The 20,278-nt window shown below is 51.7% G+C and carries 14 protein-coding genes and 1 pseudogene; 5 read left to right on the forward strand and 10 right to left on the reverse strand.

Features of this window, described 5'->3' with window-relative positions; all coding sequences use genetic code 11:
- Position 1: 1 nt before the first annotated feature.
- From ccoG to LX59_RS04435, 6 genes are all read right to left on the reverse strand, one after another.
- Positions 2–1,399 carry a cytochrome c oxidase accessory protein CcoG gene (gene ccoG / locus LX59_RS04410; RefSeq protein ID WP_144570618.1) on the reverse strand — a complete coding sequence of 466 codons (1,398 nt, stop codon included), beginning with the start codon at positions 1,397–1,399 and terminating at the stop codon, positions 2–4.
- Positions 1,400–1,469: 70 nt separating this feature from the next.
- Positions 1,470–1,646: a cbb3-type cytochrome oxidase subunit 3 gene (locus tag LX59_RS04415; RefSeq protein WP_144570619.1), complete on the reverse strand. Its 177-nt coding sequence runs from the start codon at positions 1,644–1,646 to the stop codon at positions 1,470–1,472.
- Positions 1,647–1,711: 65 nt separating this feature from the next.
- Positions 1,712–2,644 (reverse strand): cytochrome-c oxidase, cbb3-type subunit III, encoded by a 933-nt coding sequence (gene ccoP / locus LX59_RS04420; protein ID WP_144570620.1) that lies wholly within the window; start codon positions 2,642–2,644, stop codon positions 1,712–1,714.
- 19 nt (positions 2,645–2,663) lie between these two features.
- Entirely contained in the window at positions 2,664–3,275 is a 612-nt protein-coding gene (gene ccoO, locus LX59_RS04425) for a cytochrome-c oxidase, cbb3-type subunit II (RefSeq protein ID WP_144570621.1), read from the reverse strand.
- Between the two features lie 11 nt (positions 3,276–3,286).
- Positions 3,287–4,714: a cytochrome-c oxidase, cbb3-type subunit I gene (ccoN, locus tag LX59_RS04430; RefSeq protein ID WP_144570622.1), complete on the reverse strand. Its 1,428-nt coding sequence runs from the start codon at positions 4,712–4,714 to the stop codon at positions 3,287–3,289.
- Positions 4,715–4,911: 197 nt separating this feature from the next.
- A complete protein-coding gene (locus tag LX59_RS04435; protein WP_144570623.1) occupies positions 4,912–7,602 on the reverse strand; it encodes a cation-transporting P-type ATPase in 2,691 nt (896 codons plus the stop codon).
- 211 nt (positions 7,603–7,813) lie between these two features.
- On the opposite strand from LX59_RS04435, the pseudogene LX59_RS15890 reads away from it, so the two are divergent.
- Together LX59_RS15890 and LX59_RS04445 are read left to right on the forward strand one after the other, a co-directional pair.
- Positions 7,814–8,614: pseudogene (locus LX59_RS15890) on the forward strand (AAA family ATPase); the annotation flags it as partial.
- A gap of 845 nt (positions 8,615–9,459) precedes the next feature.
- Positions 9,460–11,439, forward strand: a complete 1,980-nt coding sequence (locus LX59_RS04445; protein ID WP_144570625.1) for a transglutaminase TgpA family protein — start codon at positions 9,460–9,462, stop codon at positions 11,437–11,439.
- Between the two features lie 30 nt (positions 11,440–11,469).
- Here LX59_RS04445 and LX59_RS04450 read toward each other — a convergent pair whose 3' ends face one another.
- Complete coding sequence (locus LX59_RS04450) at positions 11,470–12,954, reverse strand: methyl-accepting chemotaxis protein (protein ID WP_144570626.1); 1,485 nt, start codon at positions 12,952–12,954, stop codon at positions 11,470–11,472.
- 407 nt (positions 12,955–13,361) lie between these two features.
- On the opposite strand from LX59_RS04450, the gene LX59_RS04455 reads away from it, so the two are divergent.
- Entirely contained in the window at positions 13,362–14,759 is a 1,398-nt protein-coding gene (locus LX59_RS04455) for an MltF family protein (protein WP_144570627.1), read from the forward strand.
- A gap of 9 nt (positions 14,760–14,768) precedes the next feature.
- Here the strand turns inward: LX59_RS04455 and greB are convergent, their stop codons facing one another.
- Genes greB through LX59_RS04470 form a run of 3 tightly spaced genes read right to left on the reverse strand, consistent with a single transcriptional unit; the run spans position 14,769 to position 18,472 of the window.
- Entirely contained in the window at positions 14,769–15,266 is a 498-nt protein-coding gene (gene greB / locus LX59_RS04460) for a transcription elongation factor GreB (protein WP_144570628.1), read from the reverse strand.
- Between the two features lie 3 nt (positions 15,267–15,269).
- The gene (locus LX59_RS04465; RefSeq protein ID WP_144570629.1) at positions 15,270–17,783 is read right to left on the reverse strand and encodes an ABC transporter permease; all 2,514 of its coding nucleotides are present in this window, start codon (positions 17,781–17,783) and stop codon (positions 15,270–15,272) included.
- Entirely contained in the window at positions 17,783–18,472 is a 690-nt protein-coding gene (locus LX59_RS04470; RefSeq protein ID WP_144570630.1) for an ABC transporter ATP-binding protein, read from the reverse strand. Before LX59_RS04470 ends, LX59_RS04465 begins: the two co-directional genes overlap by 1 nt.
- A gap of 12 nt (positions 18,473–18,484) precedes the next feature.
- On the opposite strand from LX59_RS04470, the gene LX59_RS04475 reads away from it, so the two are divergent.
- Together LX59_RS04475 and LX59_RS04480 are read left to right on the forward strand one after the other, a co-directional pair.
- The gene (locus LX59_RS04475) at positions 18,485–19,096 is read left to right on the forward strand and encodes an arylesterase (RefSeq protein WP_144570631.1); all 612 of its coding nucleotides are present in this window, start codon (positions 18,485–18,487) and stop codon (positions 19,094–19,096) included.
- A gap of 126 nt (positions 19,097–19,222) precedes the next feature.
- Complete coding sequence (locus LX59_RS04480) at positions 19,223–20,236, forward strand: L,D-transpeptidase family protein (protein WP_144570632.1); 1,014 nt, start codon at positions 19,223–19,225, stop codon at positions 20,234–20,236.
- Positions 20,237–20,278 lie beyond the last annotated feature (42 nt).

Raw genomic sequence — 20,278 nt, forward strand, 5'->3', positions numbered from 1 at the left:
CCTAGCGAAGCACAGGGCCGACAAAACGGCTGTCGGTTTCGTCTTGAATGGAAGCATCTTCAAGGGAGCGAATATGAAACCGGATAGTGTTGGCACTCGAAGGCAGGCGCTGTGGATCTAGGGATAATTCAACGGGAACCGTTAACACCTCACCGGCTTTAGCGGGAATGGGATTACGTCCTTGATAGTGCAAACCCTCAAGCCCTGACACTTCAACGATAAAGGTTTGGTCGTTTTGGGCTTTGTTCATGATGCGTAAGCTGTAGACGTTTTCGATCTGACCTTGATTATTTTCGCGAAATAACACCCGGTCTTTAAGAACATCCAGTTTGACCAACGGGCGATGGATGACCGCGTAGCTAAACAGCCCGATCATCAGGCTTAACACCAAGGCATATCCCACCAAACGTGGGCGTAGGATGTTTGTCTTAGCCCCTGAGAGTTGATGTTCGGTGGTGTAGCTGATCAGTCCCTTGGGATAGTTCATTTTATCCATCACCGAATCGCAGGCATCCACACAGGCTGCACAGCTAATACAGTCGATTTGCAGGCCATTTCGAATATCAATTCCCGTAGGGCAGACTTGCACACAAAGGGTACAGTCGATGCAATCTCCTAGCCCTTGGGCTTTGGGGTCGGAGCCTTTTTTACGGCTTCCGCGTGGCTCCCCGCGCTCTGGGTTGTAGGATACGATCAGGGTATCTTTATCGAACATCACACTTTGAAAGCGGGCGTAGGGGCACATATAAATGCACACCTGTTCGCGCAAAAAGCCCGCGCTGCCGTAGATGCCAGCAGTTAAGAATACCGTCCAAAATAACGGCCAGCCGCTCAGTTGTAGGCTGAATAACTCCGAGAGCAAGGTGCGAATGGGATAGAAATAGCCCACAAAGGTAGCTGCTAACACAAAGCTGATCAGCAGCCATAGACTGTGCTTGGCGATGCGTCGCCGCAGCTTATTCAGGGTCATGGGGGCATTATCGAGGCGAATGCGTTGGTTACGATCGCCTTCTGTAACCTTTTCGACCCACATAAACACCCAAGTAAACACGCTTTGCGGGCAGGCATAGCCGCACCAAACGCGGCCTGCAAAAACGGTGATAAAGAACAGGCCAAAGGCGCAAATAATCAGCAGCCATGACAGCAGCATAAAATCCTGTGGCCAAAAGGTAGCCCCGAAGATGTAGAACTTGCGTTCGGGAAGGTTCCACCAAACCGCTTGATGCCCATCCCAAGGAATCCAAAGAGTGATCAGAAAGAGTGCAAACAATAGAATGCCCGCTAATAAGCGGATGTTGCGAAAGCGTCCTGTAAATGCCCGGTGGTAGATTTTTTTATGGCTGATGTATAGGTCAACCGATTCAGGCTCTTTGTTATTGGAAGCATCGTTCTGAGTCATGGAGGTCACCACGGCGGAAGCTAAGGTCCGATCGATGCGTGCCGACCGGTATCCAGGGTGCGGGTTGGGTTCAGGCTTTGGGGTCGTTTGGATCGCGTTTGTGGGGATTGGGCTCGTCCGCAAAGGGCAGTTGAGCGGCTTCGTCAAAGTTTTTTTTGCGCTTACCACTGTACGCCCAAATGACTAAGGCGACAAAGGCCAGCATGATCAATAGGGTTCCCAGTCCGCGCAGGGTTCCAGTATCCACAGCATCTACTCCTGATCGGTTTGATGATGGGCAAACAGCCAAAGCCATTTGCCCTTATCCAGTGATTACTGATCCTTCACTGTGGGTTGGTGTGACAGGCTGTACACATAGGCAGCCAACAGGTGGACTTTGTCTTCTCCTAAGTAAGGCTGTTGGGCGGGCATCTGTCCATTGCGGCCATAGCGAATGGTTTGTTGGAGCTGGGCTAAACTAGAGCCATAAATCCAGCCACTGGGTTGGGTCAGATTGGGGGCTCCTAGTAAGGCCATGCCTTCGCCTTGGGCTCCGTGACAGACCACACAGGTGGTGCTGTAAATGGTTTTACCGGCTTCCAGATCCACTTGGGTGTTTTCCGGCAGCGGTAATCCCGCCAGACTGTGCCGCACATAGGCAGCCACGTTTTTAACACCAGGCTCACCCAAGGCGGCCAACCAAGGCGGCATAGCGGCTTTACGTCCGTGCAAAATGGTGGTTTTGATGGTGTCCGGGTCGCCGCCCCAGCGCCACAGGTTATCGGTTAAGTTGGGAAAGCCGTGGGCACCCTTGGCATCCGAGCCGTGGCAGATGGAGCAATAGCTGGCGTATAAGCTAGCTCCCATGCTTAACGCCGTGGGGTCTTGGCTGACTTCAGTAATGGGGAGGTTGGCGTATTTAGCAAACAGTGGCCCGTACTCTTTTTGAGCCTCGGCCATTTCTTTTTCCCACTCCTTAACCTGCGTCCAGCCGCCTTCGTATCCGGGCCAGAGGCCTTTCCAGTTACCCAATCCCGGGTACAGGATTAGGTAAACAATGCCAAACACCAGTGAGACCAAAAACAGGTTAAACCACCATTTGGGCAGAGGATTATCGTATTCCTCAATACCATCAAAAGCGTGGCCAAGGGTTTGGTTGGTTTTTGAGGCAGACTCTCCCTTGCGGGTGGCAAAAATCAGCCAAAATAAAGCGGCTAGGGTGCCTAGGGTTAGCAGGCTGATGAACCCACTCCAGAATGTGCTCATGCTGTACTCCTTTGGGGGCTCAACGCTTGGTGGTAATAGCAGTGCCCAATACCTGTAGATAGGCAATCAGTGCATCCATTTCAGTCTTGCCTTTGACGGCAGAGCGAGCGGCTGCAATGTCCTCATCGGTATAGGGAACGCCTAAAAACCGCAGGGCCGTCATTTTGCGTGCGGTGTCTTTGCCATCTAAGGTGTGTTCTACCAGCCAAGGATAAGCAGGCATTTTAGATTCAGGTACCACATTACGCGGGTTGTACAGGTGAGCACGGTGCCAATCGTCAGAGTAGCGTCCACCTACGCGGGCTAAGTCTGGGCCGGTGCGTTTGGAACCCCAGAGGAAGGGATGATCCCAAACGCTTTCTCCCGCCACTGAGTAATGGCCGTAGCGCTCCGTTTCAGCACGGAAGGGGCGAATCATCTGGGAGTGACAGCCGACGCAACCTTCACGGATGTAAATATCACGGCCTTCCAGTTGTAGGGCCGTGTAGGGTTTCATCCCCGATACGGGTTCATTGACCACATCTTGGAAGAACAAGGGGACTATTTGCGTCAAACCACCCACGCTGATCGCCAGCACCATAAAGAGCGCTAACAGACCGACGTTTTTCTCAAGTTTTTCATGCTGCTTCATTGTTATTATCCTCAGGCTATCTGCGTGGCTGCATCGTACTGAGCGGGTTTAGAAGCCATGACCGTGCGAGCGGTGTTATAGGCCATCAGCAACATGCCCAACAGGTAGATGATTCCCCCAAGCAGGCGTACTACAAAACCGGGATGACTGGCTTCTAGGGCCTCGACAAAGGAATAGGTCAGGGTGCCGTCATCATTGACTGCGCGCCACATCAGCCCTTGCATAATGCCGTTGACCCACATAGAGGTGATGTAAAGCACGATACCAATGGTGGCCAGCCAAAAGTGGGCGCTAATTAGGGAGACGCTGTACATCTGCTCACGGCCAAATACCCGTGGAATCAGATGGTATAACGAGCCAATGGAAATCATGGCCACCCAGCCGAGTGCTCCGGCGTGTACGTGCCCAATTGTCCAGTCGGTGTAGTGGGATAGGGCATTGACGCTCTTAATCGCCATCATCGGCCCTTCAAAGGTGGACATGCCGTAAAAGGCTAAGGACACCACTAAAAAGCGCAAAATGGGGTCGCTGCGCAGCTTATGCCAAGCACCGGACAGGGTCATCATGCCGTTGATCATGCCGCCCCAACTGGGAGCCAGCAGAATTAAGGACATCACCATGCCTAATGACTGAGCCCAATCAGGGAGTGCAGTGTAGTGCAGATGGTGCGGGCCCGCCCAAATGTACACGCAGATCAACGCCCAGAAGTGCACGATGGAGAGGCGATAGGAGTACACGGGGCGCTCGGCTTGCTTAGGCACGAAGTAGTACATCATGCCTAGAAAGCCTGTGGTCAGGAAAAATCCTACCGCGTTATGGCCGTACCACCACTGCACCATGGCATCGGTGGCTCCAGAATATAGGGAATAAGACTTCAGCCAGCCGACGGGAATTTCCAAGTTATTGACGACATGCAGCAGCGCCGTCACCAGAATAAAAGCCCCGAAAAACCAGTTACCCACATAAATATGCTTGACCTTGCGCTGCATGATGGTGCCGAAAAACACAATGGCATAGGAGATCCACACCACAGCGAGCAGAATATCTATGGGCCACTCTAATTCCGCGTACTCTTTGGACGAGGTATAGCCTAAAGGTAGGGTAATAGCTGCCAGTACAATCACCAGTTGCCAACCCCAAAATGTGAAGGCGGCAAGGCGTGGAGCAAACAAAGTGGTTTGACAGGTGCGCTGGACGGTGTAGTAGGAAGTGGCAAACAGCGCACAACCTCCAAATGCAAAAATCACCGCATTCGTGTGTAAGGGCCGTAAGCGTCCGAAGCTAGTCCAAGGAAGATCAAAGTTGAGGGCGGGCCAAACTAATTGCGCAGCGATGAGTACACCAAGCCCCATGCCAATGATTCCCCAAATCACCGTCATCAGGGCGAATTGGCGAACCACCTTATAGTTATAGGTGGTACTTATTGTTGTAGTGTTCATGTACGGGCTTCCATCCACGGTTGTAAGTGCTGTGCCAAGAAAGCGGGCGAAGCATGAAGAAAGCCTAGGTTCTTGGCATTGACTGGAGTCAGTATCAGTAAATTGCCGCAAAATCCAAGTAGAGATCTGATCAGCATCGGGCAAAAATTTCTTAATTAGGCTGTTTTGCCCGATGCTTAGGAGAAACGCTGCTTGGATTACACAGACACTTTCCTACGACGTAGCTGCCACTTCTCCAACTCTGAGCCTAGCAAAGTCAGAGAGCCTGCCAAAATGATTTGTAGCCAAGCCCAACCACTGAGGGCGGTAGATCCAAAAAGCTGTTGGAGCGTGGGGTGGTAGGTGTAAAGCACTTGTAACAGCGTACAAGCACCCACACAGATCAACACCCAGCGATTGCCTAACAGCCCCTGCCAATTCAGCACACTGGCCACCAGATAGCGACTGCTGAATAGGTAGAACATTTCGCCCACCACAATCACATTCACCGCCATGGTACGAGCGACTTCTAGGGAAGTGCCTATATGGAGTTCCCACAGGAATAATCCCAAACTGCCTAGGGTCATCAGTAAAGAAACCATGACCACCCGCCAGATGAAGAATCCGGTCAATATGGGTTCTGAAGGTGGGCGTGGAGGGCGGTGCATAATCCCGCGCTCAATGGGTTCAGCGGCCAGTGCTAAGGCGAGGGTGCAGGCGGTGACCATGTTGACCCACAGCACCTGTACGGGCGTTAACGGCAAAGCCAGCTCGAACAAAATAGCAGCAATCACGATAATGGCTTGGCCGCCGTTGGTAGGCAGGATGAAGAGGATAGATTTTTTCAGATTGTCGTAAATGGCGCGGCCTTCGCGCACGGCATTGCTGATGGTGCTGAAATTGTCATCCACTAACACTATGTCGGCGGCTTCCTTAGCGGCTTCTGTACCCTTGTGGCCCATGGCAATACCGACATCGGCGCGCTTTAATGCAGGCGCATCGTTGACTCCATCGCCGGTCATGGCTACCACTTGATGGCAGGCTTGCATGGCCTCTACAAGGCGCAGCTTATGTTCTGGGCTGGCCCGCGCAAAGACATCCACCTCCATGACTACTTGGCGCAGTTTGGCATCGTCCATGACCGAAATTTCCGCACCGGTGAGTACGGGTTTACCCTGACCAATGCCCAGTTGAGCACCAATAGCGCGGGCGGTTTCGGCATGGTCGCCGGTAATCATTTTGACTTGGATGCCGGCAGTGTGGCATTCCTTAACCGCCTGTATGGCTTCTTCGCGGGGCGGGTCAATGATGCCCACGAGTCCCAATAGGGTGAAATCCCCGGATTCAATGTCAGAGAAAGCTAGACTGTCTTGATCTGAGGTCACTGATTTTTCGGCAATCGCCAGTAAACGTAAACCGCGGGCCGCCGTGTCGGTAGCCATACGTCGCCAATAGTCAGGCTCCAGAATTTGCTGACCACAGAGGGTGCGTTGATGGCTGCACAGCTCCAAAATCCGTTCTGGCGCGCCTTTGAGGAAGATGCGTCGTACCTGTTTAGTGCCATTTAAGGTGGCCATAAAGCGGTGTTCGGATTCAAAGGGAATGGAGTCTAACCGAGGCCATAACTGAGCTTCTGTTTCAGGGCTTAATCCACCTTTGCGCGCTAGAGTGAGGAGTGCGCCCTCAGTAGGGTCGCCTTCCACACACCATTGCTGGTGCTGCTCAAAGAGTCGTCCATCATTACAGATCAGCGCCGCGCGGCATAAATCAGTCAGCGGGGGCTGTTGATCGGGAACCACTGTTTGCTGATGGGTTACGAAGTTTCCCATAGGTAAGTAACCAATTCCGGTAACTTCGTAACTGGATTCGGAGACAATCACCCGTTGTACCGTCATTTCATTACGGGTCAGGGTTCCGGTTTTATCGGTGCAGATAACCGTAACTGAGCCTAGGGTTTCCACGGCGGGTAAGCGTCGCACAATGGCGCGCTGTTTGGCCATTTGCTGTACACCCAAGGCCAGCATAATGGTGATGATGGCGGGTAGTCCCTCGGGGATGGCCGAGGCGGTTAGGGCCACAGACATGATGAACATTTCGGCGGCATCGTTACCACGCCAGAAGGTTCCTAACGCAAAGGTGGCCGCAACCAACAGCAGAATAATGACCGCCAACCAGCGGCCAAAGCGGTCTATTTGGCGTAATAAGGGGGTGGACAGTACCTGTACATTGGCTAATAGACTGTTGATCTTACCCAGTTCAGTTTGAGAGCCCGTGGCGACCACCAATCCCCGAGCTTGGCCGTATACCACTAGGGTTCCTGAGTACGCCATGCAATAGCGATCACCCAAGGGCGCTTCATCCGCAACGGGCTCAATGGACTTTTCAACCGCAAGGGATTCTCCCGTGAGCGCGGCTTCCTCAATGCGTAGGTTGTGTACTTGGAACAGGCGCAGATCCGCCGGAACCTTATCGCCGGAGCTGAGTAACACCACATCTCCGGGTACTAGGTGGCGGGCATCAATTTCTTGGCGCTGACCGTCACGCAGCACCGTGGCGTGGCTGGTGAGCATGTTGCGGATGCTTTCTAAGGCGGCCTCGGCTTTACCCTCTTGAATAAAACCGATGAGGACGTTGACCAGTACCGCGCCCAAAATAACGCCACAGTCCACCCAATGGCCTAGGAAAGCAGTGACCACCGCCGAGGCCAGCATGATGTAGATGAGGATGTTGTGAAATTGCCGCAAGAGGCGTGTTATCGGCCCTTGTTTCGGGGGCGTTGGCAGGCAATTGGGGCCTGTTTGTTGCAACCGTTGTTGAGCACTGGGCTGGGACAGTCCATGACGTTGAGTTTCCAGTGTACTGAAGCAATCCTTATCGCTTAGGTTATGCCAGAGAGGGGTGTCATTCATGCAGAGGTTCCTAGGGTAGCCGTTTGAGGATAATCCTGTATCGGTCTGAGGCTTGGGTGGTTAAAACCCATGAAGGGAACCCTAGACAATCAACACCTTAAAACACAACCCAATCGGTCAAAGGATTGTGTCAATAAAGATTGCTCAGGCTGGCTAAGTAGCAGAGTCTTTGGCATAAGTGGGGTCACTGTTATTGGGGGAGTTTGTAAGGATGCATGCACAATTGGAGCAGTGCCTTGCGCGCGTGAATCAGGTGATATTGGGAAAACCTCAGAAGGTACGTTTGGCCCTGACCTGTTTGTTAGCCAGAGGCCATCTGTTGTTGGAGGATGTGCCGGGAATGGGTAAAACAACCCTCAGCCATGCCTTGGCGCGGGTGTTGGGTTTAACCTTTCAACGCATCCAATTTACGGCGGATTTGCTCCCCGGCGATATTTTGGGCACCTCAGTATTTGATCGGGAGCGCAGTGGCTTTGTATTCCATCCCGGCCCTATTTTTACCGAGCTGGTGCTGGCAGATGAAATCAACCGAGCTACTCCAAAAACTCAAAGTGCGTTACTAGAAGCGATGGAGGAAGGCCAAGTCAGCATTGAGGGCACCACCCGCGCACTGCCTGATCCGTTCTTTGTGATTGCTACGCAAAATCCGCTGAGTCAGGGGGGAACCTTTGCCTTGCCAGAATCCCAACTCGACCGTTTTTTAATGCGTTTATCCCTAGGCTATCCCAGTACAGAGGCCGAGCGGGCTTTGCTGATGGGGGCATCACGACAACAGCGCTTGACGGAGTTACAGCCAGTATTGGATCACTTGGGATTACGGGCGGCCCAAGATGCTGTCGTACAGGTTATTGCCAGTGAAGCTTTGATTGATTATGTGCTGCGCTTATTAGCCGCTACCCGAACTCAAGCCGGTTTTAGCGCTGGGCTTTCACCTAGGGCTGGGTTGGCCTTACTGACTAGGGAGCCTGGAGGGTGGATATCCTTGGGCTGGCGTTCGATTTATGTCTTACCAACCGCCACAGGCCTTGCGTTTGTACTCTCGCTGCTGGTGATGTTGTTGTTGGCGATTAATTATCAAAACAGCTTGGCCTATGCGCTGTGCTTTTTGTTGGGCTCGGTATTCATACTCAGCGTGATTCCCGCATGGCGTGCTTTATATCAGCTCAGGATACGGGCTATGGATAGTCCGGCTGTTTTTGCGGGGCAGCAGGCTCAGTGTCATCTGCGCTTAGAACCCTTTTTTGCTGATGGAGCAGTGCGTTTCGGGTATTCCATAGCGGCGTTAAAACCTCCAAGCTTTTTGGCAGAGGCCGTGGGTTGTTTTCAGCAGACCCTGCAAACGACTCAACGGGGTTGGTGTTATGGCGGCGTGATTCGTGTGGAAAGCCGAGTACCCTTTGGTCTATGGGTGGCTTGGAGTTGGGTTGATCCTGAGTGGCGTGTTTTGGTGTATCCCAAACCGATTCCGGCTCAACTTATAAAAAATCCCACCAGTTCTGATCAAGGAAGTCCGCAAACTCAGTCCGGCATGGGGGATTATAACGGCGTGCGTACTTGGCAACCGGGTGAATCCATGCGCCGTTTGGATTGGAAAGCCTTCTCACGGGAGAAGGGCTTATTGGTTAAGGACTTTGTGGCTTTATCTTCCACAGACACTGACTTGTTGGATTTTGATGCTTTCAGCGGGGACACAGAGCAGCGCTTATCTCATTTATGCCATGAGTTGTTACTGCGTGCTCCAACGCTAAAGCCTTTCAGTGTGCATGTACCGGGTAAACGCCTTGGCCCCGATTGTGGTGCGGCCTATGTGCAGTCTTGTTTGCAAGCGCTGGCTCTGTATGGCGTTAAGGAATCCCCATGAGCCGGACGGCCACCGATTTAGCCCCAGACCTAGTGTATGGCTTGTTGGTGGCCCAACTGCTGGTGGTACTGCCGCATATGCTGCATCTGCCCCTCTGGATCGTTGCATTAGAGCTGGGTTGTTGTGGGTGGCAATGGCGGATTGTCCGTCAGCAAGCTGACTACCCTTCAAGCTTATTCAAAGTGCTGCTGGTTCTAAGCTGTGTGCTAGCCGTCTACCTATCAGGAGGTACCTTGATGGGGTTAGAGGCGGCCACGGCCTTGTTGGTGTCTGCACTGATATTAAAAACTTTGGAAATGCGTTCCCAACGAGATGCTTTGGTGGTCATCTTTTTGGGGTTTTTTACGCTGGTGACTGGGTATCTGTTTGAGGATGGGCTGCTAGCCGCCCTGTACACTTTATTACCTGTAGCCCTGTTGTTGGCTCTGTTAGCGGCGATACAGTCACCTCAAGGGACGAGTATTCGAGCCCATGTAAAACAGTCGGCCCGCGCCTTGGGGCAGGCCACACCCTTTATGCTGTTGTTATTTATCTTGGTTCCGCGCCTTGAGCCTCTGTGGCATTTACCCGAACCCAGTCAAAAAGGAATTACGGGATTATCGGATCGACTCCAGCCTGAGCAAATCACAGAGCTGGCGCAGTTGGCTGAAGTAGCCTTTCGAGTCAATTTTGATCAGGGTACGCCACTGCAAGAGCAGTTGTATTGGCGGATGATTACCTTTGGCGTGTTTGATGGCCAACAGTGGCTACCCACTTTGGAAGCCCAGCAGGATCAAAGCCCCAACTGGCAAGCCCAAGGCCCTAGGCTGGACTATCAGATTGTGATGCAGCCTAGTCTACGTCCTTGGGTGCCGGTGTTGGATGTACCAGAGCAGTCCCATTTGGGCGAGGCCCGTATCCAAGGGGATTTCCACTTTGAGCAAAATCGGCCAATCAGTCGCCCTATTTTGTATCGAGTACAGTCTCGGCCACAGGTTTTACTAGAGCCTAAATTCTTATCTCCAGAGGTACAGCAGCGCGCCCTGCAATTACCGGTTCAGGGTAACCCCTTAGCCCGTAGTTGGGGTGAGGCTTTACACGGGGAATTTACTGACCCAACACAACGCGCCCAAGCGATTTTGCAGCGTTTTCATACCGATCCTTTCCATTACAGCCTAAAAACGCCTGCTATGGGAGCTGATCCCATTGATGCTTTTTTATTTGAGCACCGTATTGGATTTTGTGCCCATTACGCCCAAGCGATGACCTTTGTGCTGCGCGCTGCGGGTGTTCCTGCGCGTATCGTTGCCGGTTATCAAGGTGGCCGCTTTAATGCTGAGGGCCAGTATTGGCTGGTGCGCCAGTTTGATGCCCACGCTTGGGTGGAGTATTGGATCGAAGGCTTGGGATGGGTACGCGCTGATCCGACCTTTGAGGTAGCCCCTGAGCGCATTCAGTGGGGCTTTGAGCAAGCGTTAACTCAGGTGCAGAGGTTTTTGCCGGATGCCCCTGAGCATATGCGAGCTTTGGGGCGATCCAACTGGGCCAACCAACTGGGATTGGTTTGGGATGATGTCAATCACGCTTGGCAACGTTGGGTGCTCAATTACCAAACAGAACAACAGCAGCGTTTTTTGAGTGCAAGTTGGCAATGGCTGGTGCGGCATATAGAGGCGCTACTGGGCGTTATGGCCCTATTCCTAGTGTTAGCAGGAGCCGCTTGGTGCTATCAGCAACGCAGACGGCGCATGTTGCATCCTCTGCAATCGGTGTGGCGTGATTACGAGCGTCAATTGATCGCTTACGGAATAACCCGTAAGCCCGCCGAGGGGGTACGCCATTTTGCTCAGCGGGCCGCTCAAGAGCTTCCAGCACAAGCCAAAGCCATTTTTGAGTTTTCAAACTTGTATGAGTTGTTATGTTACGGCGGGGTATCGGTTAATCCTGAGCACATTAAGCGATTACGCCAATGGATTCGGCAGCTAAAACCTACTTGAGTTAAAAGCTGCCATTGATCCCTACTGACCTTAGAGTTTCAGTTGGCCGATGGCCTTGCCTAAACTGCCGGAAAGTGCCGCTAGCTCTGAGCTGGTATGAGCTGAAGTCTGAACTTGGCCTACGGTCTGCTCACTCACATCTCGAATCCCGCCTACCAAATGGCTCAGATCGGTAGCTGCTTGAGCTTGTTCACGAGCGGCTACAGCGATTTGAGTATTACTTTCGCGAATTTGGCTAACAGATTGGGTAATGGCCTCTAAAGCTTGATTAGCCTCATGGGCTTCCTGAGCACAGAGATCAGCACGGGATGAGCTGTCTTGCATAGACTGAACAGCCTCATGGGTGCGCTCTTGCAGCTCTAACACCATATGCGTGATTTCATCCGTTGAATCCTGAACCCGACGGGCAAGATTGCGCACTTCATCCGCTACCACCGCAAAACCTCGGCCCATATCACCTGCACGAGCGGCTTCAATCGCCGCATTGAGGGCCAGTAAGTTAGTCTGCTCCGCAATACCATGAATCACATTAACGACCGTATTGATTTTTTGGCTGTCCTCAGCCAGCTTCTGAATAGTCGCTGCTGTACTTTGAACGCCGGTAGAAAGCGTACCAATGGATTTTTCAACCCGAGAAACCACCCGTTGTCCTTCATGGCTGAGGTGATCTGCTGTTTGCGATTGAGCACGAGTATCGTCAGCATGCTGAGCGATTTGCTGTACGGTAGAACTCATTTGCTGAATGGCCACTACCGCCTGATCCGTTTGCTGTTGTTGGCTATGCATTCCTTGATGCACTTTGCGCATATTTTGGGTGAATTGCTGGGTACTTTGATCCAGTTGTTGAGCTGCCTCGGTAACCGTACGCACAATGCGGCGATATCCCGCCTGCATGGTGTTAAAGGCTTCTGCCATCTGGCCAACTTCGTCATGACCATTGACTAGAACCTTGGCAGAGAGATCACCGGTGCGCTCCACATGCAGCATTACATCTTTGAGCGCATTCAGGTGTTGTAGCAAAAATCGGATTAAAATCTGCGAAAACGCCAGCAGTATGGTCATTAATAAGGCCACCATGCCCGCATAGTTCAATAAATGGTCGAGCAGTATTTGACCCATAGGTGGGGCTAGGGCAGTAACAGCAAGCTTTTGTCCGCTGTTGTGTTGAATCAGCTGCGCTCCAACCAGACTGGGTTCAGAAGAAAAAATGCGAGTTGGGTTGTCTGCTTGAACCCACCCTAGCGTGTTTTCTAACGAAATTCCCCCGACTTTCACCGTTTGGCTTGGTTGAAATCTATGTACTGATTTGGGCAGCTCTCTGGGGAGCGCTTCTGATGCAGGCCATAGGCTAAGCACCTGCGCTAACTGTTGTGCTGCCCGGATAGAGTCCTGTTCGCGGGTGTTTTGCTCAAGGTGGATGGCATAAAAAACCAGCAGTAGCGTGGTGATGAAGGCGACCATATTGACCGCCCAAAACTTGTACTTCAGAGATAGATCTTCCACACGAATGCCCATGTCTTCCCTCAATTGTTATTCAATCGACAATAAACACCACTGCATGGGGGTATTATGTCTGAACGGAGAAAAAGCAGAAATTTTCTTAGGTTAAAATATTTGATGGATGCCCTATTTTTGCCGGTGGAAAACAAGGAGTACCGATTTGAGTGCCCGGTTTTGGATATGGATCAACAAATAAGCGCAAAGATTTCTGTAAAACCTGAAATGGGCCGCTTGGTGAACCTTTAGAGACATCAACAGTCCTTGTAATGCTTGCTGATTAAAGTGAGGAGAATCCCCGTTAGTTATTGATATGCGGCGCCCCTGTTACGGAATATTCACTCGGATCGTTACATTTAAGGCACAAGGGTATTTAGGTCGCGCACGTATCACAACTCTATTAATAGATTAGTAGGATCGTTTGAATGTCACGACTTAGCACTACTTTGGCCGCAGTATGTTGGCTATCAATTTCAAGCCCTATTTGGGCGGCCCCCGTTGGGCCGGCAGAGTTTACCCCCAGCCAAAACGCACAAATCCGCGATTTAGAGCAGATTCGTCGCTCTGGAGAACTGCGTGTATTGGTGAATCAAAGCCGCAACAGCTCAGGAGAGGTAAAGGGGCAAGCTATTGGTGTGGAGGCGGTTCGCTTGCGGGCTTTTATTCAGCATTTGAACCAGCAAGGTGGAGCCAATCAGAAAAAGAAAATTTCCTTACGCTTGATTCCAAAGCCTAAAGACCAACTGTTGGGCGCTTTGCAACGCGGGGAGGGGGATATGGTCGCTCCCGGTGAGTTATTAGATGCCTCACGGATGCCGCAAGTGGTGCCTAGTCGTTCCATTGTGTCGCAAGTACCGATGGTTCTGGTGACAGGCGCTCAACGCGCTTCCAGTTTAGATCGGTTGTCTGGGCAATCACTGGCATTGTCACCGGGGAGTGCTGCGGGAGCCGCTTTGACGCGTGTGAATCGCCAACTGATCAGTCAAAAAAAATCCCCTGTAAGGGTGGAGTGGGTTGATCCTAGTTTAGCGGTAGAAGATGTTTTAGAGATGGTACAGGCCGGCATCTATCCCGCAACTCTTGTAGAAAAAACCATTGCCGAGCGTTGGTTAAAGGTGATGCCTAAGTTGCGCCTAGGCACAGAGGTACGTCTGGACAACCTGCAAGATATGCATTGGTTTTTCCGTAATGACTCAGGACAGCTACAAGCAAGTGCCGATCAGTTTTTGAGGGATTATCGGGCTCCTGCTAACCAAGATGCGGCCTTTAACCAAGTTTATAGCGGTCTATATCGTGTGCATCAGCCCCTAGACTCAGTGGGGCGTGAGCGTTTGGAGCGTGTGCGCCCAACCTTGCAACGTTACGCCGATAAGCATCAGATGGACTGGTTGGGTTTAGCGGCTTTGGCCTTTAAAGAGTCTACCTTAAACCCTTCTGCACGCGGTGCTTCAGGGGCTGTGGGGTTGATGCAAGTTACCCCGAGTGCAGCGCGTAGTGTTGGAGTCAGCGGTATTCATCAGCTAGATAACAACGTGCAAGCCAGTGCACGTTATCTGGCGGATATTCGGCGTAAATTCTTCTCCAGCCCTAAGCTAAACGAGCGTGAGCGATTAGCCTTTACTTTGGCTGCTTATAATCTTGGCCCTCAACGGGTACAAAAACTGCGTGATGAAGCCCAACGCCGTGGACTCAATCCAAATCAATGGTTTTTCCAAGTGGAGCGTATTGCTATGGAAACCGTGGGCATGGGCGTTGTGAGTTATGTAAACAGCGTGAATAAGTATTTTCTAGCTTATGCGCGTGAGCGGCGGGCCCTGGAGTGAGCCCGCTATTTACTCGTAGTCAATCTGGGTGACATACCAGCTTTGTATTCCCGTAGGTGTGTTCACTTGAACTTCAGCATCCCGTGTTTTACCCAGTAAGGCACGGGATAACGGGGCATCAATACTGATAAGCCCCTGTTTAAGGTCAAGTTCATCCGGGCCTACGATGCGGTAACGCTGCTCGGTTCCCTGCTCATCTTCCAAAGTAACCCAAGCGCCAAAGTAAATCCGCTCTGGGTCGGCAGGGGGTTCCTGAACGACCTTGAGTTGTTCTAAGCGCTTGGTTAAGAAACGCACCCGGCTGTCGATTTCGCGCAGCATTTTTTTGCCGTAGGTGTATTCGGCATTTTCAGAGCGATCTCCTTGAGCAGCGGCCTCAGTGACCGCCTGTGTCACTTTGGGGCGTTTAACGTGCCAAAGCTCGTGCAGTTCTTGGCGCAGCTTGGCTTCTCCTACAGGCGTAATCAGAGGCGTTCCTGCTGTACGGGGTGGACGATAGCGGCTCATGGATCAGTGTTCACGTAATAACTCAAGGGGGCTAGCCCGCAGCACTCGGTTGGTACCCAGTAGGCCCGCAGCACTGATGATTAGGGCTCCTAATAGGGGAAGACAGAGTAACCAAGGATGCGGTTGCCAATCCATACCCAATAGCTTGTGATACAAAATGGCAGTGATCAGTTCACAGCCTAAAAAGGCTATAAAACCACTGGCTGCACCCAAGAACGCAAATTCGGTTAAACGGGCTCGTTGTAATAACTGACGTTGTGCTCCTAAAGCGCGCAAAATGGCTCCTTGGCGCATGCGCTCATCCAAAGTCGCTAAAAGTCCTGCCAGCAGTAGAATCACGCCTGCTGCCAAAACAAATACCAATAGACTCTCTACTGCTAAGGATACTTGCGCCAAAATACTTTGCAGTTGGGCCAGCAAAGCATCCACTTGAATCAAGGTAACGCTCGGAAAATCCCGCGCTAACTGCACTAAGGCGGTATTGGCCTGAGCAGATAGGTAAAAACTGGTCATGTAGGTGGTGGCCAATCCCTCTAAAGATCCCGGCTCGAAAATAACGTAAAAGTTGGGTTGAAGGCTGTCCCAGTTTACAGAGCGCAGGCTACTGACCTGTACCTCCCGTTGCTCACTCCCAAAATCGAAGGTGAGGCGATCTTGGAGCTTAATACCTAAGCTTTCAGCCAGCTCCGCATCTAAAGACACACGCGAAAGTTCCTTATTGGGCGTAGAGGGCCACCAGGTTCCAGACAGCAACTGGTTGCCCAAAGGTAATTCTTGGCTCCAAGTGACATTAAGCTCCCTGCGAATGGCCCGTTCACCCTGTGAATCAGGGCGCGCCCGCTGCTCAGCCGATGAGCCATTAATCTGAGTGAGGCGACCGCGAATGACCGGGTATAGGCTAGGCGTTTGTCCGGTGACTTGGTCGATACGCTGACTAAACGCCTGTTGCTCGTCAGGTTGGATATTGATGGCGAATTGGTTGGGAGCCTGTTCGGGTAATTGTTCACGCCAATTACTGATCAGCTCAGCGCGCAACAAAATGATCAGCGCCATACTGAGCAAAATAAGCCCGAAAGCTAACACCTGCCCTACGGTGCTGAGGGAATGGCGAATCAGTTGCCCCAATCCTAAACGCCAATGCAGCGGGGCTTGTTGTAGGGCATTTTTGAGCGCTTTAAGTCCCCAAAGTAGCGCTGCTCCAACTACTACGGCGATTATACAAGCCCCTCCTAGTACCACAAAAATAAGCTGAGTATCTAACCTCAGTTGCCACATCAGGATGAGCAGTGCGATTAATGCAGATCCTTGAGCTAACCAGCGGCTGATAGGCATTGGTAGTGAGTCTTGGCGTAAAATTCTGGCGGGTGGAACCTGTCCTAGCGCTGCTAATGGCGGTAAGGCAAAGCCAATTAGCATGGTAAATCCTGTACTGAGCCCCAGTAGCGCAGGCCCTAATCCTGTGGGGGGCAGCTCAACCTGCACTAGGTTGCGTACTAGGTAAAACACAAAATATTGGAAAGCCCAGCCGAGGATGGCTCCGATCACGCCTGCTCCCAACCCTAAGGCTCCCAGTTGTACGGCATACAGTGACAGGCTCTGTGAACTGGTTTGTCCTAGGCAGCGCAGTAAGGCACAGGCATCTAAGCGACGATTAGCAAAACGGGTAGCCGCTAAAGCCACCGCAATACCCGATAGTAAGAGGGTAATGAGGCTGGCTAAATTCAGGTAATGCTCTGCCCGTTGTAAGGCAGTGCCCACCCGTTGTCCGCTACTTTCTTTAACCCCTTGAACGCGCTGTCCCGGTTCTAAATGGGCTTCTAAATACTCTTGGTATTTTTCTAGGGCGGGAGGCGATCCAGCCCAAAGATCGCGATACCGCACGCGACTGCCTGGTTGAACGACATCTGTGGCGGGTAAGTCGTCTAAATGCATCAATACATGGGGCATCAGGCTGTAAATATCAGCGGCTTGATCGGGTTCTTGGGTGAGGATGCGGGTTACTTTCAGGGAAATACGCCCGATTTCAATCAGATCCCCTAAGTGAACATTAAGCGCATCCAACAGACGCTGTTCGGCCCAGACTTCGCCGGGTTGCGGATAGCCCCCGCTTTGGGGCGCTGGGTCAGCCGCTGTTTGGCTGATTATCTGACCGCGTAGCGGGTAGGCCGCATCCGCCGCCTTAATGCTGGATAGCTGTAAATACTGCTCCGTGGAAACGACAGAGGAAAATTCCACGACATGGGCATGTTGCAACCCTAGGTTTAGACTTGCCTCTATTTGTTGTGGCGTGGCCGCCTGCGCACCGCTTAAACGCAGATCAGCACCCATGAACTCAGCGGCTTGCCCCTGCATGCTGGCTTTTAGACGAGCACTCAAGTAACCAATGGAGGTGCTGGTCGCCACGGCGATCACGATGGCCAAAAACAGGATATGAATTTCGCTGCTGCGCCGCTCACGCCACAGTTGACGAAGGCCCAGCATTAGGCGGTGTAGGCTAGTACGAATGATGGACTGCATCAGGCTACTCCATGCTCTGAGACCTGTCGGCCTCCTTCTAGCCGTAACTGTTTTTGACAGCGTTGGGCTAAGCGTTCTTCGTGGGTAACTAACACAAGGGTCGTGCCCTGTTCGTCATTCAATTCGAACAGTAGATCGCTGATGTGCTGACCTGTGGCTCGGTCTAAATTCCCGGTGGGTTCATCGGCAAATAAGATTTTGGGTTGACAGGCAAAAGCGCGTGCTAGGGCTACTCGTTGTTGTTCACCACCGGAAAGCTGGCGAGGATAATGGTGTAGGCGTTTACCTAATCCAACCCGTTCTAACAGCGCGGTAGCCTGTTGGCGCGGCTGGCTGCTTCTTTGTTCCAACTCCAGAGGTAGCATGACATTTTCGAGCGCGGTCAGGCTTTCGAGCAGTTGAAAAGATTGGAATACAAAACCTACCTGTTCTGCGCGTACCCGTGCCCGTTGGTCTTCATTGAGCTGCCCTAAATCATATCCGGCCAAAGCTACGCTGCCTTGGGAGGGGAGATCCAATCCAGCGAGTAGTCCCAGTAAGGTGGATTTACCAGAGCCAGAGGTACCCACAATGGCTAGGCTGTCGCCTGCCTCTAACTGAAAAGAGATGTCATCTAAGATACACAGATTGCCTTCCTCGATGGATACCACTTTGCTAAGGTGCCGAGCACTAAGAATGCAGTGAGTCATTGGAGAGGTCCGATGCGTAAAGGGTTACTCGGAGTGGCCTTCCTGCTGCTTTGTGCTATGCAAGGCGCACTGGCTGGAACACTTTTAGTGGTGGGAGATAGTATCAGTGCTGGTTTTGGCCTGAAAACAGGGCAGGGTTGGGTGTCTTTGTTGCAAGAGCGTTTAAAGGAGCAGGCCGCGGACTGGGTAGTTGTCAACGCCTCAATCAGCGGCGACACCACAGCCGGTGGCCTGTCCCGCTTGCCGAAGTTATTGGATCAACACCAACCTGAAGTGGTTATTTTAGAGCTTGGAGGTAATGATGGCTTACGAGGACAAGCCCTCAATAAAATGCAACAAAATCTTGCGACTATGATTGATTTATCTCAAACACAGGGTGCTTCCGTTTTGCTGCTGGGTATGCGTTTGCCACCTAATTTAGGCGTGCGTTACACCCAGAGTTTTGCACAGGTTTTCGACGCACTGGCTGAGGGCAAAAAGGTGGCTTATTTGCCCTTTTTGCTAGAGCGTGTTTGGGATCAGCCAGGCTTAATGCAGTCGGATGGCATCCATCCCACGGCCCAAGCACAAGAGATATTGCTGGACAACGTATGGCCAGAATTACACCCCTTGCTACAGAAGTAGTGGATGAGCTTCAGGTAATTACGTCATTCAAATATTATACTAGCGCCTAAGCAACCCTGATGAGTCCACTGGGGTTGATGTCGCATTAATTTCTGGTCATTGTCCATTTACTCAAGGATCTGTCTGATGTGGTCGCATCCGTCTGCAATTGCCCGTTATTTTGGGCTTTCCATCTTGCTGGCTGGTTCCTGCGAGGCATTAGAACTGCCTCTGCCGCCTCCGGGGCAAGATGTTGTAGGGGAGATTCAGGTCATCAAAGCCAAGTATGAGGATACCTTTGCCTCTTTGGGTGAGCGCTATGAGCTGGGTTATTTGGAGTTAGTGGCTGCAAACCCCGGCGTTGATCCTTGGCTACCGGGTGAGGGTAAAGACATTATTTTGCCCACCCGTTTCATATTGCCTTCGGTTGAGCGTGAAGGAATTGTGATTAATTTGGCTGAGTACCGGATGTATTACTTTCCGGCGGGCAAAAACGTAATGCATACCTATCCTTTAGGTATTGGGCGTGAAGGTTGGCAATCTCCCATAGCCGTTACCAGCATTGTTGGTAAAACGCCTAACCCAGCTTGGTATCCACCCGCTTCCATTCGTGCTGAACATGCAGAGGCAGGAGATCCTTTACCGACTGTAGTGCCAGCGGGGCCAGATAATCCCTTAGGGCCGTTTAAATTTAACCTAGGTTTATCGGGTTATTTGATCCATGGCTCTAATAAAAAGTTTGGAATTGGCATGCGAGTCAGTCATGGCTGTTTCCGTATGCTAAACAATAATGTTTTAGAGTTGGCGCAGATAGCTAATGTGGGAACTAAAGTCCGGATCATTGATGAGCCTTATAAGTTTGGTTTAGATGATGGCAAGCTTTACTTAGAGGTGCATGCACCTCTTGAAGAAACAGAGACTCCTACACTTTCAGTATTAGATAAGAATGCCAACATTGTTAGTTCGTTGTTGAAATTTGAACAAAGCGTACCCAACTTACGTTTGGATTGGGAAATAGTCCGTGAAGTAGTAGCGGCAGAAGAAGGAATACCGATCCTCATTGCTGAGCCTAAGGACACAGTGGCCACTAATGGCAATGTTGATCCCCTGAGCACCGCTGATCAGGCTACCGAACAGCCGCTCCCCAACGGGGGAATTTAAGCTATGCTGAATAACAGGGAGGAAAGGCACAGTTCTAAGTGG

Source organism: Azomonas agilis (assembly GCF_007830255.1).
GTDB classification, from domain to species: Bacteria; Pseudomonadota; Gammaproteobacteria; order Pseudomonadales; family Pseudomonadaceae; genus Azomonas; species Azomonas agilis.

What these genes read in the sequence shown, in the direction of transcription:
- ccoG (WP_144570618.1), bottom strand. Translation starts at nt 1,399, where the DNA reads ATGACTCAGAACGATGCTTCCAATAACAAAGAGCCTGAATCGGTTGAC.
- ccoP (WP_144570620.1), bottom strand. Translation starts at nt 2,644, where the DNA reads ATGAGCACATTCTGGAGTGGGTTCATCAGCCTGCTAACCCTAGGCACC.
- ccoO (WP_144570621.1), bottom strand. Translation starts at nt 3,275, where the DNA reads ATGAAGCAGCATGAAAAACTTGAGAAAAACGTCGGTCTGTTAGCGCTC.
- ccoN (WP_144570622.1), bottom strand. Translation starts at nt 4,714, where the DNA reads ATGAACACTACAACAATAAGTACCACCTATAACTATAAGGTGGTTCGC.
- LX59_RS04435 (WP_144570623.1), bottom strand. Translation starts at nt 7,602, where the DNA reads ATGAATGACACCCCTCTCTGGCATAACCTAAGCGATAAGGATTGCTTC.
- LX59_RS04445 (WP_144570625.1), top strand. Translation starts at nt 9,460, where the DNA reads ATGAGCCGGACGGCCACCGATTTAGCCCCAGACCTAGTGTATGGCTTG.
- LX59_RS04450 (WP_144570626.1), bottom strand. Translation starts at nt 12,954, where the DNA reads ATGGGCATTCGTGTGGAAGATCTATCTCTGAAGTACAAGTTTTGGGCG.
- LX59_RS04455 (WP_144570627.1), top strand. Translation starts at nt 13,362, where the DNA reads ATGTCACGACTTAGCACTACTTTGGCCGCAGTATGTTGGCTATCAATT.
- greB (WP_144570628.1), bottom strand. Translation starts at nt 15,266, where the DNA reads ATGAGCCGCTATCGTCCACCCCGTACAGCAGGAACGCCTCTGATTACG.
- LX59_RS04465 (WP_144570629.1), bottom strand. Translation starts at nt 17,783, where the DNA reads ATGCAGTCCATCATTCGTACTAGCCTACACCGCCTAATGCTGGGCCTT.
- LX59_RS04470 (WP_144570630.1), bottom strand. Translation starts at nt 18,472, where the DNA reads ATGACTCACTGCATTCTTAGTGCTCGGCACCTTAGCAAAGTGGTATCC.
- LX59_RS04475 (WP_144570631.1), top strand. Translation starts at nt 18,485, where the DNA reads ATGCGTAAAGGGTTACTCGGAGTGGCCTTCCTGCTGCTTTGTGCTATG.
- LX59_RS04480 (WP_144570632.1), top strand. Translation starts at nt 19,223, where the DNA reads ATGTGGTCGCATCCGTCTGCAATTGCCCGTTATTTTGGGCTTTCCATC.